The sequence below is a fragment of the Polynucleobacter sp. genome, from assembly GCF_018500155.2.
Taxonomy (GTDB): domain Bacteria; phylum Pseudomonadota; class Gammaproteobacteria; order Burkholderiales; family Burkholderiaceae; genus Polynucleobacter.
This window is the reverse complement of record NZ_JAHBAK020000017.1, coordinates 1-15,475: the sequence shown is the minus strand read 5'-3', so window position 1 is coordinate 15,475 and position 15,475 is coordinate 1. Positions and strand designations below refer to the sequence as shown.

General features: G+C 46.4%; 16 protein-coding genes. 9 read left to right on the top strand and 7 right to left on the bottom strand.

What is annotated here, in order from left to right; genetic code table 11:
• Positions 1 to 5 precede the first annotated feature (5 nt).
• The 4 genes from KIH43_RS01910 (at position 6) to KIH43_RS01895 (ending at position 2,991) form a co-directional block, all read left to right on the top strand.
• Positions 6 to 434 (top strand): PAS domain S-box protein, encoded by a 429-nt coding sequence (locus KIH43_RS01910; protein ID WP_297717256.1) that lies wholly within the window; start codon positions 6 to 8, stop codon positions 432 to 434.
• Between the two features lie 140 nt (positions 435 to 574).
• Positions 575 to 1,822: a formyl-CoA transferase gene (gene frc / locus KIH43_RS01905; protein ID WP_296968210.1), complete on the top strand. Its 1,248-nt coding sequence runs from the start codon at positions 575 to 577 to the stop codon at positions 1,820 to 1,822.
• A gap of 1 nt (position 1,823) precedes the next feature.
• Positions 1,824 to 2,756, top strand: coding sequence for a methionyl-tRNA formyltransferase (locus KIH43_RS01900; protein ID WP_297717126.1), 933 nt, complete (start codon positions 1,824 to 1,826; stop codon positions 2,754 to 2,756).
• 31 nt (positions 2,757 to 2,787) lie between these two features.
• Positions 2,788 to 2,991 carry a hypothetical protein gene (locus KIH43_RS01895; RefSeq protein WP_297717124.1) on the top strand — a complete coding sequence of 68 codons (204 nt, stop codon included), beginning with the start codon at positions 2,788 to 2,790 and terminating at the stop codon, positions 2,989 to 2,991.
• Between the two features lie 12 nt (positions 2,992 to 3,003).
• On the opposite strand, the gene panC is transcribed toward KIH43_RS01895, so the two are convergent.
• From panC to metG, 4 genes are all read right to left on the bottom strand, one after another.
• Positions 3,004 to 3,855, bottom strand: a complete 852-nt coding sequence (gene panC, locus KIH43_RS01890; protein ID WP_297717121.1) for a pantoate--beta-alanine ligase — start codon at positions 3,853 to 3,855, stop codon at positions 3,004 to 3,006.
• Entirely contained in the window at positions 3,852 to 4,691 is an 840-nt protein-coding gene (locus KIH43_RS01885) for a ScpA family protein (RefSeq protein ID WP_296968268.1), read from the bottom strand. The genes panC and KIH43_RS01885 overlap by 4 nt, the downstream gene beginning before the upstream one ends.
• Before the next feature lie 40 nt (positions 4,692 to 4,731).
• Positions 4,732 to 4,920, bottom strand: a complete 189-nt coding sequence (locus tag KIH43_RS01880; protein WP_296968218.1) for a DUF3460 family protein — start codon at positions 4,918 to 4,920, stop codon at positions 4,732 to 4,734.
• 104 nt (positions 4,921 to 5,024) lie between these two features.
• Positions 5,025 to 6,695 (bottom strand): methionine--tRNA ligase, encoded by a 1,671-nt coding sequence (gene metG, locus KIH43_RS01875; RefSeq protein ID WP_366069213.1) that lies wholly within the window; start codon positions 6,693 to 6,695, stop codon positions 5,025 to 5,027.
• A gap of 152 nt (positions 6,696 to 6,847) precedes the next feature.
• Here metG and KIH43_RS01870 point away from each other — a divergent pair, with 152 nt between their 5' ends.
• Genes KIH43_RS01870 through panD form a run of 5 tightly spaced genes read left to right on the top strand, consistent with a single transcriptional unit; the run spans position 6,848 to position 11,870 of the window.
• Positions 6,848 to 7,690: a formate dehydrogenase accessory sulfurtransferase FdhD gene (locus KIH43_RS01870; RefSeq protein ID WP_297717253.1), complete on the top strand. Its 843-nt coding sequence runs from the start codon at positions 6,848 to 6,850 to the stop codon at positions 7,688 to 7,690.
• Positions 7,691 to 7,729: 39 nt separating this feature from the next.
• The gene (gene dcd, locus KIH43_RS01865) at positions 7,730 to 8,296 is read left to right on the top strand and encodes a dCTP deaminase (RefSeq protein ID WP_068948880.1); all 567 of its coding nucleotides are present in this window, start codon (positions 7,730 to 7,732) and stop codon (positions 8,294 to 8,296) included.
• 29 nt (positions 8,297 to 8,325) lie between these two features.
• On the top strand, positions 8,326 to 9,225 hold the full coding sequence (locus KIH43_RS01860; RefSeq protein ID WP_297717117.1) for an ion channel: 900 nt from the start codon (positions 8,326 to 8,328) through the stop codon (positions 9,223 to 9,225).
• A complete protein-coding gene (locus KIH43_RS01855; protein ID WP_296968226.1) occupies positions 9,222 to 11,489 on the top strand; it encodes an arginine/lysine/ornithine decarboxylase in 2,268 nt (755 codons plus the stop codon). The genes KIH43_RS01860 and KIH43_RS01855 overlap by 4 nt, the downstream gene beginning before the upstream one ends.
• 15 nt (positions 11,490 to 11,504) lie before the next feature.
• Entirely contained in the window at positions 11,505 to 11,870 is a 366-nt protein-coding gene (panD, locus tag KIH43_RS01850) for an aspartate 1-decarboxylase (protein ID WP_297717113.1), read from the top strand.
• A 45-nt stretch (positions 11,871 to 11,915) separates the two neighbouring features.
• On the opposite strand, the gene KIH43_RS01845 is transcribed toward panD, so the two are convergent.
• Genes KIH43_RS01845 through argH form a run of 3 tightly spaced genes read right to left on the bottom strand, consistent with a single transcriptional unit; the run spans position 11,916 to position 15,417 of the window.
• Positions 11,916 to 13,445, bottom strand: a complete 1,530-nt coding sequence (locus KIH43_RS01845; RefSeq protein ID WP_297717110.1) for a TRAP transporter large permease subunit — start codon at positions 13,443 to 13,445, stop codon at positions 11,916 to 11,918.
• Complete coding sequence (locus KIH43_RS01840) at positions 13,442 to 13,993, bottom strand: TRAP transporter small permease subunit (protein WP_296968231.1); 552 nt, start codon at positions 13,991 to 13,993, stop codon at positions 13,442 to 13,444. The genes KIH43_RS01845 and KIH43_RS01840 overlap by 4 nt, the downstream gene beginning before the upstream one ends.
• 5 nt (positions 13,994 to 13,998) lie before the next feature.
• The gene (gene argH, locus KIH43_RS01835; RefSeq protein WP_297717107.1) at positions 13,999 to 15,417 is read right to left on the bottom strand and encodes an argininosuccinate lyase; all 1,419 of its coding nucleotides are present in this window, start codon (positions 15,415 to 15,417) and stop codon (positions 13,999 to 14,001) included.
• Positions 15,418 to 15,475: the final 58 nt, after the last annotated feature.

The window sequence follows — 15,475 nt, the reverse complement described above, 5'->3', positions numbered from 1 at the left end:
ATCCTATGAAAACTTCTGTTGATTTGCTGCAACTTGTTGAATGTGTTGGCGATGCCATCATTGTTGCTGATGCGCAAGAAAAAATCGTTTTATGGAATCCTGCTGCCACCCGAATTTTTGGCTATTCTGAAGCAGAGGCGCTAAGCCACACTCTGGATCTGATCGTTCCCGAGCGGCAACGTCAGCGGCATAGCGAGGGTTATAGCAAATCGATGGAAACCGGAACGACCCGCTATGGAACCTCCTTACTGAAGGTGCCGGCTAAGCATAAGAATGGTAGTACTTTGTCGATTGCATTTACGGTAGGGATGCTTTTTGATGCCAACCAAAAACCCAATGGTGTGGTGGCAGTCATTCGTGATGAGACCGAGCGTTTTGCGCAAGAGCGGGCCTTAAAAAGGCGACTGGCTGACCTTGAAAATCCGCAGACTTAGCCTCATCTAGTTTCTATCCTCGATCAATCAAGGCTTTGCAGAAGCCAGTGCCCAAAAATTGGGCATGCCTCATTTTTCAGCATTCCTCGCTGTTAAAATCGAACCAATTCAAAATTTTCATTCTTATTAGGACTTAAATCATGGCAAAAGCACTAGAAGGGGTTAAAATCCTCGACTTTACGCACGTTCAATCGGGACCAACTTGTACTCAATTACTCGCTTGGTTTGGAGCGGATGTGATCAAGGTAGAAAAATCCGGCGAAGGGGATGCAACACGTGGTCAGTTACGTGACATTCCAGATGCCGATAGCTTGTATTTCACGATGCTCAACCATAACAAGCGCTCCATTACTGTCAATACCAAAACCCAAAAGGGTAAAGAAATTCTTGAACGCTTAATCAAAGAGTGCGATGTTTTGGTAGAAAACTTTGCACCTGGTGCATTGGATCGTATGGGTTTTTCTTGGGAGCGTATTCAAGAACTCAATCCCATGATGATCATGGCCTCTGTAAAAGGTTTTGGCCCTGGCCCATACGAAGATTGCAAAGTGTATGAGAACGTAGCGCAATGCGCAGGTGGCTCTGCATCAACTACTGGTTTTGATGATGGCCCTCCCATGGTGACTGGTGCACAAATCGGTGATAGTGGTACTGGTTTGCACCTGGCATTGGGTATTGTGACTGCACTGTATCAGCGCACCCATTCTGGCCGTGGTCAGAAAGTATTGGCGGCGATGCAAGATGCAGTATTGAACTTGTGCCGTGTGAAGTTGCGTGACCAGCAGCGTCTTGAGCGGAACGGCTTAATGCAAGAGTATCCGCAGTTCCCTAATGGCCAATTTGGTGATTCAGTACCCCGCGCAGGCAATGCTTCTGGCGGTGGTCAGCCAGGCTGGATCGTGAAATGTAAAGGTTGGGAAACTGATCCTAATGCCTATATGTATGTGATTGTGCAGGCACCAGTTTGGGAAGCGATTTGCAAAGTGATTGGCCGTGAAGATTGGATTACGGATGTACGTTTCGCATCACCAATGGCGCGCTTGCCACATCTCATGGAAATTTTTGGCGAGATCGAAAAATGGACAATGACAAAGACCAAGTTCGAAGTCATGGATATCCTCAATAAATATGACATTCCATGTGGCCCAATTCTGTCCATGAAAGAGATCGCGGAAGAGCCAGCATTGCGTGCTACAGGTACAGTGGTTGAGGTAGATCATCCTATCCGTGGCAAATATTTGACGGTTGGCAATCCTATCAAGATGTCTGATAGCCCAACAGAAGTGACGCGTTCACCATTGCTCGGTGAGCATACCGATGAGATTCTCAGTGAGCTTGGATATTCCACTGACGAATTGATTGCTTTGCGTCACGACAAGGTAATCTAATATGCGGATTGCGTTGATAGGGAGCGCTGATTTTGGTAAAGCAGCGTTAGAAGCATTCTTAGACCGTGGGGATGAAGTAGTAGCGGTGTTTTGTCCTCCAGATAATCCCAAATCAACAAAGCCTGAAGTGCTGAAAGCAGCGGCTATTGCAAGGGGTTTAACCCCCTTGCAATTTGCTTCTCTAAAAAGCCCAGAGGCGGCACAAGCGATGATTGATAGCCAAGCCGATATTTGCGTCATGGCTTATGTTTTGCAATTTGTGCCTCAGGAACTAGTCAAAATTCCAAAGCATGGGACTATTCAATATCACCCATCACTTTTGCCTAAGTATCGCGGCCCCAGCGCTATTAACTGGGCGATTGCACTCGGCGAAGAGAAGACTGGCTTAACTATTTTCCGCCCATCTGATGGCTTAGATGAGGGTGCAGTGATTTTACAAAAAGAAGTAGCGATTGGACCTAATGACACATTAGGAAAAATTTATTTTGATCATCTTTTCCCGATTGGCATTCAAGCCTTACAAGAGGCAGCAGATCTGGTAGTGGCGGGTAAACACCAAGAGCTCATTCAGGATGAGTCACAGGCGAACTATGAAGGTTGGTTTGATGCGAATGCTGCGCAGATTCATTGGGCGACGCATATTAGCCAAATCTATAACTTGATTCGTGCTTGCAACCCAGCACCTGGTGCCTGGACCAAATTCGGTGAACAAAAAGTGCAAATCTTCGATTGCCATAAGCATGTGGCAGGTACATTTGGCGCCGTAAAGGGCAAGCCAGGTGAAATCACGCAAATCACTTTAGATTCATTCTTTGTAACTTGTCATGGTGGGCAGATTGAAGTGCTCAAAGCAAAAGGCGCAAGCGGCAAAGTGACTGGTGCCGAGTTGGCTAAAGAATTGAACCTACAAGTAGGGCAGTCCTTCGCTCTGTAAATCACTGGCCAGACTAATTGATTCAATAGTGATGAGCAATCAAGTTAACCAGGATAGTTCAGGTAATTTAAACAGTGTTAATTCGCCTTCTGAAGCTGCGGGGCAAAAAGATGTAAATGAGTCGGTAGCTAACGCAACCAATCCATCTGAAGAGACTCGCAGAAAAAATTCCACCTTGAGTAAGCGCGAAATCATGGAGCAACTCTCTAAAGAGAGGTTTCCTTGGGATGAATAATCCCAAGAAGTTTTAAATCTCTAGGTTATCTATCAACCTTGTTTTGCCTAGCTTTGCTGCAGTCAAAATTACAAGGGGTTCGCCAGCCTCAAGACTTTCATTAGTCGCAGGAGCTAAATCACTTTGCTGCCGAATGGCGATGTAATCGGGTTTCCAGCCACGCCCTGTTAATTTGGCAATCGCTAATTTTTCGATCTCTGCCAGGCTACTAGCACTGCGTGTAGTTAATTGCAGTACTTGAGCGCGCACTTCTTGTAGCGCTTTTTGAAGCTCGGGTGCTTCAGCACGCTCTTCAGTAGAGAGGTAGCCATTGCGAGAGGATAGGGCTAAACCATCTTCTGCGCGGATGGTTTCACCAGGAATGATGTCTACTGGGAGTGCAAATTGCTTGACCATCTGGCGAATAATCATCAGTTGCTGATAATCCTTTTTGCCAAATACGGCAACCTTAGGCTGCACACAAGAAAATAGTTTGAGTACTACGGTGCAAACCCCTTTGAAAAAGCCAGGACGAAATTCGCCCTCCAGAATATCGCCTAGTTGCTGGGGTGGATCAATACGATATTCCTGGGGTTGTGGGTATAAGTCGCGCTCTGTTGGTGCAAATAGAATATAGACGCCTTCTCTCTCTAGCTTTTCTATATCGGCTTGCATGGTACGCGGATAGCTATCGAAGTCTTCGTTCGGTCCAAACTGCAAACGATTGACAAAGATGCTAGCGACAACAGGATCACCGTGTTGTCTTGCCAATCGCATGAGTGAGAGATGGCCCTCATGCAGGTTGCCCATAGTTGGCACAAAAGAGGCGCGATTTTGTCCGCGCAGATGATCGCGCAGCTCTTGAATATCGCTAATGATTTTCATGCGACAGGGGTGTAAGCAAGACGTACGTAAATCGGTGCGTACGGCTCTGCTTGCGTAATTTCTACTAAAGCTTCACGCGAGAGCTCGAGCATGGCAATGAAATTCACAATCACCACTGGAATGCCTTTGCCAGACTTAATGGCATCTTCAAATAATTCACCAAATTCAACAAACTTTGCATTTTGTAAGCGCCGCAAAATACGCGTCATAAAGTCTCTTACAGAAAGCTCTTCACGAGTGATGGTGTGATGTTGATTTAATTTGGCGCGATGCAGAACATCTCGCCACGCCATTTGGAGATCTTCTAAATTGACCTCTGGCCAGGTAATCGCAACGGTGGTATCGACAAAGCCATGTGCTACTTGGAAATCACGACCTTGCTGTGGAATTTGATCAAGTTCTTGAGCAGCCAACTTCATGCGCTCGTACTCTAAGAGACGACGTACCAATTCTGCACGTGGATCCTCAACCTCTTCCTCGCTATCAGCCTTCTTCATAGGCAGAAGCATGCGAGATTTAATCTCAATTAACATGGCCGCCATTAATAGATATTCAGCAGCGAGCTCAAGGTTATGGTGACGAATTTGATCGATATAGCTTAAGTACTGTTGGGTAACTTGGGCCATCGGAATATCGAGCACATTGAAGTTTTGCTTACGAATTAAATACAGCAAAAGATCGAGAGGACCTTCAAATGCCTCTAGAAAAACCTCTAAGGCATCTGGTGGAATATATAAATCTGTTGGGAGTTTGAATAGCGGTTCGCCATAGAGTTTGGCGAAAGCCTCCGACATCCCATCGGTAACTGATGGAGTGCTATCAAGCAAATCCGACATCGGCTGAGCGCTTGGCTCAACGCCCGATGAATTGCTTGAGTTAGTCATTCGAGTAAACGTATGCGCGTTGTTTTAACTTAGCTGCTTTTGCGCGACGCTGATCTTCAACGGTTTGAGGCTCTTTGTCCCATAACAGCGCCCGACCAGCTTGTTGGTCAGCCTCGAGGTGTGGCTTCTTTTCTTTGAGTTCATTTAAGAACTGGGTGAATTCTGACTGATATCTTGCCATGGTATTTCCTAAAATACTCAATAAATTCAATAACTTATAAAAATTATTCCAAAAGTTATCTGGGGACTACGACCACCATTATAGGTGCTTTTCAGCCCCTTTTTTTATAAGTTGACCGCTAGCAAAGCCTCAATTTGTGGGGCTTCTACCCTGGTCATGAGGTGCTTGTAAGGCTTAATCGGGTTCTTGCTCGAAAGTGGGGTATGGATATCTTCCCAGCCCAGTGGCGCTAGGGATAAAAACGCTTCCACACCAGCAGCCACTTGTGGGATGACAGGCTTGAGGTACAGGCTGAGCATGCGGAAGGCCTCCAAAGTAACGCTACAGACTTTTTGCAGGTCAGCCTCTTTGGCAGGATCTTTGGCGATTTCCCATGGTTTATTTTCATCAACAAACCCATTGACCTTGTCTGCAAGTTCCATGATCAAGCGCAATGCTTTAGCGTACTCGCGCCCTTCATAAAGTGCGGCAATTTTTTCGCTATTGGAAGCAATGTCCTTGAGCAAGGTATTGCTCATTGCATCATCCGAAACTACGCCATTAAAGCGCTTTACTAGGAAGCCAGCACTTCGACTGGCAATGTTGATGTACTTGCCTAATAAATCGCTATTCACACGTGCAACGAAATCCTGAAGATTTAAATCTAAATCTTCCATACTGTCATTTAATTTAGTGGCGAAATAGTAGCGGAACCATTCTGGGTTAAAGCCACATTCGATGACGCTGTTGGCAGAAATTAATGTGCCACGAGACTTACTCATTTTCTCGCCATCAACCGTTAAGAAGCCATGGGCAAAGACGTTTGTCGGAGTGCGATAACCTGCAAACTGCAGGGTAGCGGGCCAGAATAAAGTATGGAAATACAAAATATCTTTGCCAATGAAGTGGTACTGCTCAGTATTGGTATCGGGCTTGACCCATTCATCAAATGCCAGCCCTTTGGCTTGACAGTAATTGAGAAAGCTAGCGTAGTAGCCAATCGGGGCATCTAACCAAACGTAGAAGTACTTACCCGGAGCATCAGGAATTTCAAAGCCAAAGTAGGGGGCGTCACGAGAAATATCCCAATCACCAAGTTTGCTTTCGCCAGGCTCGCCAACCCATTCTTTCATCTTATTGCGCGCTTCAGGCTGGAGAGGTGTTTTCACCTGAGTCCATTCGCGCAAAAATGCTTCGCAACGAGGGTCTGACAATTTAAAGAAATAGTGATCAGAGATCTTTTTGATGGGGGTGGCGCCGCTAACTACTGAAAAAGGATTTTTGAGATCGGTGGGAGAGTATGTTGCGCCACATTTTTCACAGTTATCACCATATTGATCTTTGGCGCCACACTTCGGACACTCTCCCTTGATGAAACGATCTGGCAAGAACATTTCTTTTACTGGATCGTAAGCTTGTTCAATGGCACGTTTTTCAATTAAGCCTGCATCTCGGAGTTTGATATAAATACTTTGTGAAAGTTGTTCATTCTCAGGACTATCTGTAGTGTAGTAGTTGTCAAACGAAATCAAAAAGTGATCAAAATCGCGTTTGTGCTCTTTCCATACATTCGCAATTAACTCCTTGGGAGTTAACCCCTCTTTTTCAGCGCGCAACATAATCGGAGTGCCATGAGTGTCATCCGCACCCACGTAATGCACTTCATGACCGCGCATCCGTTGAAAGCGCACCCATATGTCTGTTTGAATGTATTCAACCAGATGGCCGATATGGATCTGACCATTGGCATAGGGGAGGGCTGAAGTAACAAGGAGGCGGCGCTGTGGGCTACTCATGTAAAGCGGTCTTCATTAAAAATGGGGTCAATTAAGGCACAATCCTCAATTATGCGGTCTTCAGCAGTAATTTTAGTCTGCGGTTAAAGTTAATTCTCTGTAAGCCCCGATAAAATTTCACAAAATCCTTGAAAAGGTCCTTGATGTCAGTTGTGACGACAAAACCCAAAATTCAGATGTCTAATGCCTCTGTGCCCTTGGTGCATGAGGTAACCATACTGGATGAGGCTGGTCGGACTAAGCAGGCCCATATCCCCGGTGAGCGCCCCCTGACGATTTACCTAGACAAACGCGAAGTAGTGACCTTGATGACTCTTGGCAGCGCCCCTGAGGCTTTAGTGCTTGGGTATCTGCGCAATCAACGTCTCGTGCAATCTCCTGAAGATATCGAGAGTATCCAAGTAGATTGGGAAACGGATTCCGCCGCCGTCAAAACCCGTCGCAGTACCGTTGACATTGATGCGCTCACAAGTAAGCGTGTTGTGACCACAGGCTGTGGACAGGGGACGATGTTTGGTGGCCTGATGGAAGAAATGTCGGAGATACGTTTGCCTGAAGGGCCGACGTTGTCACAAGACGCCATTATCAGTTTGGTAGATGCGATCCGAGTGCATGACACCATTTATAAGAAATCAGGCTCTGTGCATGCCTGTGCAGTATTTGAGCGAGAAGGTGATCACGGGGTGCGCTTGCTGCACTTTATTGAAGATGTGGGACGTCATAACGCGGTGGATTCCATCTCAGGCTTGATGTGGCTGGCCAATAAATCCGGAAGAGATTTGATCTTTTTCACGACGGGGCGCCTTACCTCTGAAATGGTCATCAAGGGGGCGCAGATGGGCATTCCATTCCTCTTGACCCGCTCCGGAGTCACCTTGATGGGTTTGGAGTTGGCACGAAAAACCAACCTCACCATTCTGTCCCGCTGTTCGGGCAAACATTTTGAGATCTATAACGCCCCAGAACGGGTGGTTTTTACCCAAAAACCCCAATAAATTCCTGGGAAGTGGGGGCGAAGGTTTTACAATTCGTCCATGACTATTAAATCTGACCACTGGATCCGCCGCATGGGCGAACAAGGCATGATCAGCCCGTTTGAACCGGGGCAAATTCGCCAAGACGCCGCCGGCAACAAAATTGTGAGTTATGGCACATCAAGTTATGGCTATGACATTCGTTGCGCAGACGAATTTAAGATCTTTACGAATATCAACAGCACGATTGTGGATCCTAAAAATTTCGATGAGCAATCATTTGTGGATTTCAAAGGCGATGTTTGCATCATTCCGCCAAACTCATTTGCTTTGGCCAGAACGGTGGAGTATTTCAAGATTCCGCGCAGTGTCTTAACAGTTTGCGTTGGTAAAAGTACGTATGCCCGTTGCGGCATCATCGTTAACGTCACGCCTTTTGAGCCAGAGTGGGAAGGCTATGTCACTTTAGAGTTCTCCAATACAACACCGCTACCAGCAAAGATCTACGCTGGCGAAGGTTGTGCACAAGTACTCTTTTTTGAAAGTGATGAAGTGTGTGGCACGTCATACAAAGATCGTGGTGGCAAGTATCAGGGTCAACGGGGTGTAACCCTGCCTAAAACCTAAGCCATTTTTCGGTAGTGCGTAAATTTTCTTTGAATCGCCGTCCCGTACGGATTAATCTCGACGAATATCGCGCTACGCTCTCGCGCACCGAGATGGCGCGTCCAGAGAATAATTTTTATCACTGGCTGTTAGGAACTAGTTGGGCCAGCTTTCTGCTCTTGGTGGTATTTGTTTACGTTGCCACCAATTTCTTATTTGCTTTAGCTTATTTAGCCTGCGGTGAGGGTGCAATTACACACGCTCAGCCAGGCTCTTTGCTCGATGTTTTCTTCTTTAGTGTGCAAACCATGGCCACTATTGGTTATGGTCGCATGACGCCTGTGGGTCACTGGGCGAATGCCATCGTGACATTTGAGGCATTCTTTGGCATTGTGTATTCCGCCTTGACAACTGGTTTGGCGTTTGCACGCTTTACGCGTCCGACTGCCGGTGTTCGCTTTTCCAAGGTTGCTGTGGTGGGTAGTCATGATGGCGTTCAAACTTTCAAATTTCGGGTCGCCAATGACCGCAGCTCACACATTGTGGAAGCGCAATTACGGCTATGGTTAATTGCGGAAAGTATGACCAAAGAAGGCGAGCGCTATCGTCGCTCAGTGGAGTTGCCCCTGCATCGCTCAGAAAGCCCAGTGTTTTCACTAACCTGGACAGCAATGCACAGTGTTGATGAGGCTAGCCCCCTGAACGAATATCTTGGAAAAACCGCAATAGAGCAACAATGGCACTTGCTCATTACCTTTACCGGTTACCACGAAAGCCTGGCAAACCAGGTTTATGCCCGGCATGTTTACTTACCAAGAGATGTGCAGCAAAATGCGTCTTTTGTCGATATCGTCGCAGTTGCGCCAAATGGCGGTCGAGTCATCGATTTGGCCAATTTTGATAAGTGGATTCCGAACGCATCGGATAAGCAAGCAGGGGAGTTTTTATGAAATTTCGTTTCCCAATCATCATTATTGATGAGGACTTCCGCTCCGAAAATATTTCGGGTTCTGGTATTCGCGATCTCGCAGAGGCGATTGAGAATGAGGGTATGGAAGTTATTGGTTTAACTAGCTATGGCGATCTGACCTCTTTTGCACAGCAAGCTTCACGCGCCTCCACCTTTATCGTGTCAATTGATGATGAAGAATTTGTTTCAGATTCAGAAGATCATGACCTGCCTGCATTAAATAATTTGCGGGCCTTTATTACTGAAGTTCGTAAGCGCAACGAAGATATTCCAATTTTCTTATATGGCGAGACGCGCACATCGCGCCATATGCCCAATGATATTTTGCGTGAACTGCATGGCTTCATTCACATGAATGAAGATACACCTGAGTTTGTAGCGCGCCATATCATCCGCGAAGCGAAAGTGTATTTGGATTCTTTGCCTCCACCATTTTTCCGGGCGCTCACCAATTACGCCTCTGAAGGTTCGTATTCTTGGCATTGTCCTGGACATTCCGGTGGCGTAGCATTCTTAAAGAGCCCTGTAGGTCGTATGTTTCATCAATTCTTTGGTGAAAATATGCTGCGTGCAGACGTCTGTAATGCGGTAGAAGAGTTGGGCCAGCTTTTAGACCATACGGGACCTGTTCTGCAAAGTGAGCGCAATGCAGCCCGCATCTTTAATGCGGATCACTTGTTCTTTGTAACCAATGGCACCTCTACCTCTAATAAGATAGTCTGGCACTCCACAGTAGCTCCAGGCGATGTGGTTTTAGTGGATCGCAACTGCCATAAGTCCGTTATTCACTCAATTACGATGATGGGCGCGATTCCTATTTTCCTCATGCCAACGCGTAATCACCTTGGCATTATTGGCCCCATTCCAAAAGAAGAGTTTGAGTGGGAAAACATCAAGAAGAAAATTGATGCCAACCCTTTTATTAAAAATAAGAATGTTGTTCCACGTGTCATGACGCTGACACAAAGTACTTATGACGGTATTGTGTACAACGTTGAAATGATCAAAGACATGCTAGATGGCAAAGTGGATTCATTGCACTTTGATGAAGCATGGTTACCACATGCTGCATTCCACCCATTTTATAAAGACATGCATGCCATTGGATCGGATCGCAAGCGCACCAAGAAGAGTTTGATGTTTGCTACCCAGTCCACTCATAAGTTATTGGCTGGGTTATCCCAAGCATCACAGGTACTGGTACAAGATGCAGAAGAGACAAAGCTAGACCGAGATTGTTTTAATGAGGCGTACTTAATGCATACCTCAACAAGTCCGCAATACTCGATTATTGCTTCTTGTGATGTATCTGCAGCAATGATGGAGTCTCCAGGCGGTACGACTTTAGTTGAGGAGTCGATCGCCGAAGCCATGGACTTTCGTCGCGCGATGCGTGAAGTGGATGATAAATTCGGTGCCGATTGGTGGTTTAAGGTTTGGGGCCCAGATCATCTTGCGGAAGAGGGTATTGGTGAGCGCTCCGATTGGATATTAGAGCCCAACGCGAGCTGGCATGATTTTGGCAAGCTTGCCAAAGGATTCAACATGCTTGACCCTATTAAGGCAACGGTTGTGACACCAGGGTTAGATATCGAGGGTAATTTTGGATCGATGGGTATTCCTGCCAGTATTGTCACAAAGTATCTTGCAGAACATGGGGTGATCGTTGAGAAGTGTGGGCTGTACTCCTTCTTCATTATGTTTACGATTGGTATTACCAAGGGTCGTTGGAATACTCTAGTAACGGAGTTGCAACAGTTCAAGGATCATTTTGATAAAAATGCCCCGTTATGGAAAGTGTTGCCAGAGTTTGTTGCAAAGCATCCGCGTTATGAACGTGTTGGTCTTAAGGATATTTGCCAGCAAATTCATGAGTTCTATAAGAGCCGTGATGTTGCTCGTATGACGACCGAGATGTATACCTCGGATATGGAGCCTGCTATGATGCCTTCCGAAGCTTGGGCGAAGATGGCGCATAAGGAAGTTGATCGTGTACCACTCGATCAATTAGATGGTCGTGTTACAGCGATGTTGGTAACACCTTATCCACCCGGTATTCCCTTGTTGATTCCGGGCGAGCGCTTTAATAAGCGGATTGTGGATTACCTCTACTTTGCAAGAGACTTTAATGAGAAGTTCCCAGGATTTGAGACGGACATCCATGGTCTTGTGAAGACCGAAGTGGATGGTAGAAGCGAATATTATGTGGATTGCGTCAGACAAGAACGCGATATCACTTTATAAGGTTAGAGAAAAATTATGAACAGAGTGATGTTGTTAGCTAAGATTCATCGTGCCACAGTGACTGAAGCGGATTTGCACTATGAAGGATCCTGTGGCATCGATGAAGATCTTTTGGACGCTGCCAATATGCGTGAGTTTGAAAAAATTGAACTCTACAACATTAATAATGGCGAGCGATTCTCAACCTACATCATTAAAGCGGCTCGTGGCTCAGGAATCATTTCCTTAAATGGCGCTGCTGCTCGAAAGGCGCACGTTGGCGACCATTTAATTATTTGTACTTACGGATCTGTAGCAGATAGCGAAGCACAAAAGCATGTGCCAACCATTGTTTTGGTTGGTGATGGCAATGCTGTAAAAGAAATTAAAAAAATACAATAAAGCCCCCTTGAGGCTTCACTAGAGCCTCAAAAAGTCTCTCAGATCTTATTTAATCGGCTTATCAAGCTGGAAGGTGACTGGGGCATCTTCATCTACTTTACCGTTGGCTGATTCCGGTGAATGATCTTCGCTCGTGAAATTAAAGTCTTGACTATCAATCACAGCCGCTGGCTTATCAAGGAATGTGGTTACTAGCGCAGGAAATGCCACGACTACAGCGACCATCACTAGTTGGAGGCACACCCAAGGTAGCGCACCCCAATAGATGTCGCTGCTTTTAACTTCTTTTGGAGCCACCCCTCTGAGATAAAACAATGCAAACCCAAACGGGGGATGCATAAATGAGGTTTGCATATTCACGCAAAGCATTACCCCAAACCAGACGAGTGCTGCGCTTGCTGCAGCCTGAGGATTGCCATTCATAGAGTCGAGTAAAACAGGTGAAAGCAGTTTGACGGCAACAGGCGCAAGCATGGGCACAACAATGAATGCAATCTCAAAGAAATCTAAAAAGAATGCCAGAAAGAATACAAAGAGATTGACGACGATTAAAAATCCTATCCAGCCGCCTGGTAGGTTGGAGAATAATTCTTCAACCCAATGCCCGCCATCTACGCCTTGAAAGACTACCGAGAAGCAGGTTGAGCCAATCAAAATAAATACCACCATGGCAGTAATGCGCATGGTGTTTTGATAAGCCTCTTGTACTAAACCTTTTAGGTTAGGGATGTTGGCGCGTCGAATCCAAGCCAATAACAAAGCACCCATAGCTCCCATGGCGCCAGACTCCGTTGGTGTTGCAATGCCAGTCATAATCGTGCCCAGCACTAAAAAGATTAAGACTGCAGATGGAATGATGCCCATCAGGCACTTTTTCCAAAGAGCCCATCCTCTCAATGTTAAATCCGCCTCGGGGACTGGAGGTAAGTCTTCAGGGCGCAGGCGAGAAAGAATAAATGTATACAGGGCAAACAGCAGAATCTGTAAAAGCGAGGGACCCCACGCGCCTAAATACATGCTGCCAACATCCGCGCTACCACTCTGTGTTTTGAGCTGATCTGCTAGAACAATGAGTACCAGTGATGGTGGTACTAACTGCGTAATGGTGCCAGAGGCGGCTAGCACTCCAGTGGCATAACGCATGTTGTATCCGTAGCGCATCATGACTGGTAATGAGATCATCGCCATCGCAATCACTTGCGCGGCAACGGTGCCTGTAATGGCGCCCAAAATAAAACCCACAATAATGACTGAGTAACCTAGTCCACCGCGTATGCGCCCAAAAAGCTGACCCATGGAATCGAGCATTTCTTCAGCAAGACCACAGCGCTCTAATATCGCGCCCATAAATGTGAAAAAGGGGATGGCTAGTAGTAAGTCGTTGGCAAGCACACTCCCAAAAATACGCTGTGGAATAGCTTGTAAAAAGGCCATTCCAAAAAAGCCTTCGCTTATGGCAATCAGAGCAAAGAACAGGCCAGCCGCCATTAATGAAAACGCTACCGGAAAGCCAATGAGCATGAAGACAACTAGGCCGCCAAACATCAAAGGGGGCATCCACTCCAATGGAATCATTGCATTGGCTTTTCGTAATGAAGGTCTTCGGCTGGCAGCGCAATCTGTCCTTTGATTGCACCGATGCGTTTAATCAACTCAGACACGCCCTGCAAACTCAACATGAAGAACCCAAAGGGGACAACAAATTTAATGGGATAGCGCGCTAATCCACCGCTGTTCAAAGAGCCCTCCATGACCAACCATGAGGGATAAAAGAGGGTTGTCCAAGATAGCCAGGTAAACAGCAAACATGCTGGTAATAAAAAACAAGCAAGACCAAAAATATCTACCCACAGTCTGCCGCGATCGGATAGATGGGAATAGATGAGATCTACCCGGACATGCTCATTACGTTTTAGTGTGTAGGAAGCGCCGAGCATGACTGCTGCGCTGAACAAATACCACTGTAATTCCAGTGGCCAGTTATTGCTAATATCCAATCCATAGCGCAGTAATGCATTGACGGCTGATACTATGCAGGAAAGCAAAATCATCAGACTAGCAGCCTTACCTAGCTGCTGATTGATGTAATCAATACCTCCTGAGAGCTTGAGCCAAAACCCCATGGGATTTAGAGGTCTGTGCGAGCCCGTTGAATAGCAGCAAGAACTTGCGAGGGAGCGGTGCCACCAGCGTGCTGACGCGATTGCACTGAGCCATCCACGGTGAGTAATGCGAAGACATCTTCGCCGATCATTTCGGGGCGATTGTCTAAGCCACAGGCAAAGCGCAATTCGGACAAACTGAGGTCGGTGAGCATGCAGTTTCTACCAACACAGGCTTTTACTGCATGAGCAACAGCCTCATGGGCATCACGAAAAGCAAGCCCTTTTTTGACTAAGTAGTCAGCCAAATCCGTTGCTGTAGCAAAACCCTCTTCAGCAGCTGCTTTCATGACGTCTGCTTTGACCTCAATGTGAGGAACCATGTCAGCAAAAATACGCAAAGTATCTTGCACCGTATCGACTGCATCAAACAAAGGCTCTTTATCTTCTTGATTGTCTTTGTTGTATGCCAATGGCTGACTCTTCATGAGTGTTAACAGGGAGATAAGATCCCCATATACACGACCAGTTTTGCCACGAGCAAGTTCTGGCACGTCAGGATTCTTCTTTTGCGGCATGATTGAGCTGCCAGTGCAAAAGCGATCAGGTAAATCAATAAAGCCAAATCTTGGGCTCAGCCAGAGAATGAGCTCTTCAGACAGGCGTGAGATATGCATCATCAGAATGGAAGCGAATGCGCAAAACTCAATAGCAAAGTCGCGATCGGACACTGCATCGAGTGAGTTATTGCAAATGCCATCAAAACCTAAGGTTTTAGCAACTTGTTCGCGATCGATGGGGTAGGTGGTTCCAGCCAGAGCGGCAGCCCCTAGGGGAAGGCGATTAAAGCGTGCTCTTAAGTCAGCTAAGCGACTAGCATCACGACTAAACATTTCATAGTAGGCCATTAAGTGATGACCAAAGGTGATGGGCTGTGCAACCTGCAAATGAGTATGACCAGGCATGATGGTCGCAGCATGTTTTTCTGCAAGATCTAATAGTGCAGAACGCAATCCGTTTAAGGTAGCTGCAATCTCATCAACGCTGCCACGTAACCACAGGCGTAAGTCAGTCGCTACTTGATCGTTACGAGAGCGACCCGTATGCAAACGCTTGCCTGCATCACCAACTAATTCGGTAAGACGCGCTTCTATATTGAGATGAACGTCTTCCAGTGCCAGTTGCCATTGAAATTGGCCAGCTTCAATTTCACTACGAATTTGAGACATTCCTCTTTGAATATCTGCCAAATCCTGAGCACTAATGATTTTTTGGGCGGCTAGCATTTGCGCGTGGGCTAAAGAGCCCTCGATATCCACTAGGGCAAAACGTTGATCAAACCCTATAGAGGCGGTATAACGCTGGACGAGTTCGTCAACAGGTTCGGCAAAACGGGCCGACCAAGCTTGGGCTTTGTTGGCTAAGGAATTTTTGGATGAGCTCATAAACACAGTATATTGATGTAGGTCTTTGATTATTTTAAATGTTATGTCCCAAACCCTG

What these genes read in the sequence shown, in the direction of transcription:
- KIH43_RS01895 (WP_297717124.1), top strand. Translation starts at nt 2,788, where the DNA reads ATGAGCAATCAAGTTAACCAGGATAGTTCAGGTAATTTAAACAGTGTT.
- panD (WP_297717113.1), top strand. Translation starts at nt 11,505, where the DNA reads ATGAACAGAGTGATGTTGTTAGCTAAGATTCATCGTGCCACAGTGACT.
- KIH43_RS01900 (WP_297717126.1), top strand. Translation starts at nt 1,824, where the DNA reads ATGCGGATTGCGTTGATAGGGAGCGCTGATTTTGGTAAAGCAGCGTTA.
- KIH43_RS01840 (WP_296968231.1), bottom strand. Translation starts at nt 13,993, where the DNA reads ATGGGGTTTTGGCTCAAGCTCTCAGGAGGTATTGATTACATCAATCAG.
- KIH43_RS01880 (WP_296968218.1), bottom strand. Translation starts at nt 4,920, where the DNA reads ATGGCAAGATATCAGTCAGAATTCACCCAGTTCTTAAATGAACTCAAA.
- KIH43_RS01910 (WP_297717256.1), top strand. Translation starts at nt 6, where the DNA reads ATGAAAACTTCTGTTGATTTGCTGCAACTTGTTGAATGTGTTGGCGAT.
- dcd (WP_068948880.1), top strand. Translation starts at nt 7,730, where the DNA reads ATGACTATTAAATCTGACCACTGGATCCGCCGCATGGGCGAACAAGGC.
- metG (WP_366069213.1), bottom strand. Translation starts at nt 6,695, where the DNA reads ATGAGTAGCCCACAGCGCCGCCTCCTTGTTACTTCAGCCCTCCCCTAT.
- frc (WP_296968210.1), top strand. Translation starts at nt 575, where the DNA reads ATGGCAAAAGCACTAGAAGGGGTTAAAATCCTCGACTTTACGCACGTT.
- KIH43_RS01885 (WP_296968268.1), bottom strand. Translation starts at nt 4,691, where the DNA reads ATGTCGGATTTGCTTGATAGCACTCCATCAGTTACCGATGGGATGTCG.
- argH (WP_297717107.1), bottom strand. Translation starts at nt 15,417, where the DNA reads ATGAGCTCATCCAAAAATTCCTTAGCCAACAAAGCCCAAGCTTGGTCG.
- KIH43_RS01855 (WP_296968226.1), top strand. Translation starts at nt 9,222, where the DNA reads ATGAAATTTCGTTTCCCAATCATCATTATTGATGAGGACTTCCGCTCC.
- panC (WP_297717121.1), bottom strand. Translation starts at nt 3,855, where the DNA reads ATGAAAATCATTAGCGATATTCAAGAGCTGCGCGATCATCTGCGCGGA.
- KIH43_RS01845 (WP_297717110.1), bottom strand. Translation starts at nt 13,445, where the DNA reads ATGATTCCATTGGAGTGGATGCCCCCTTTGATGTTTGGCGGCCTAGTT.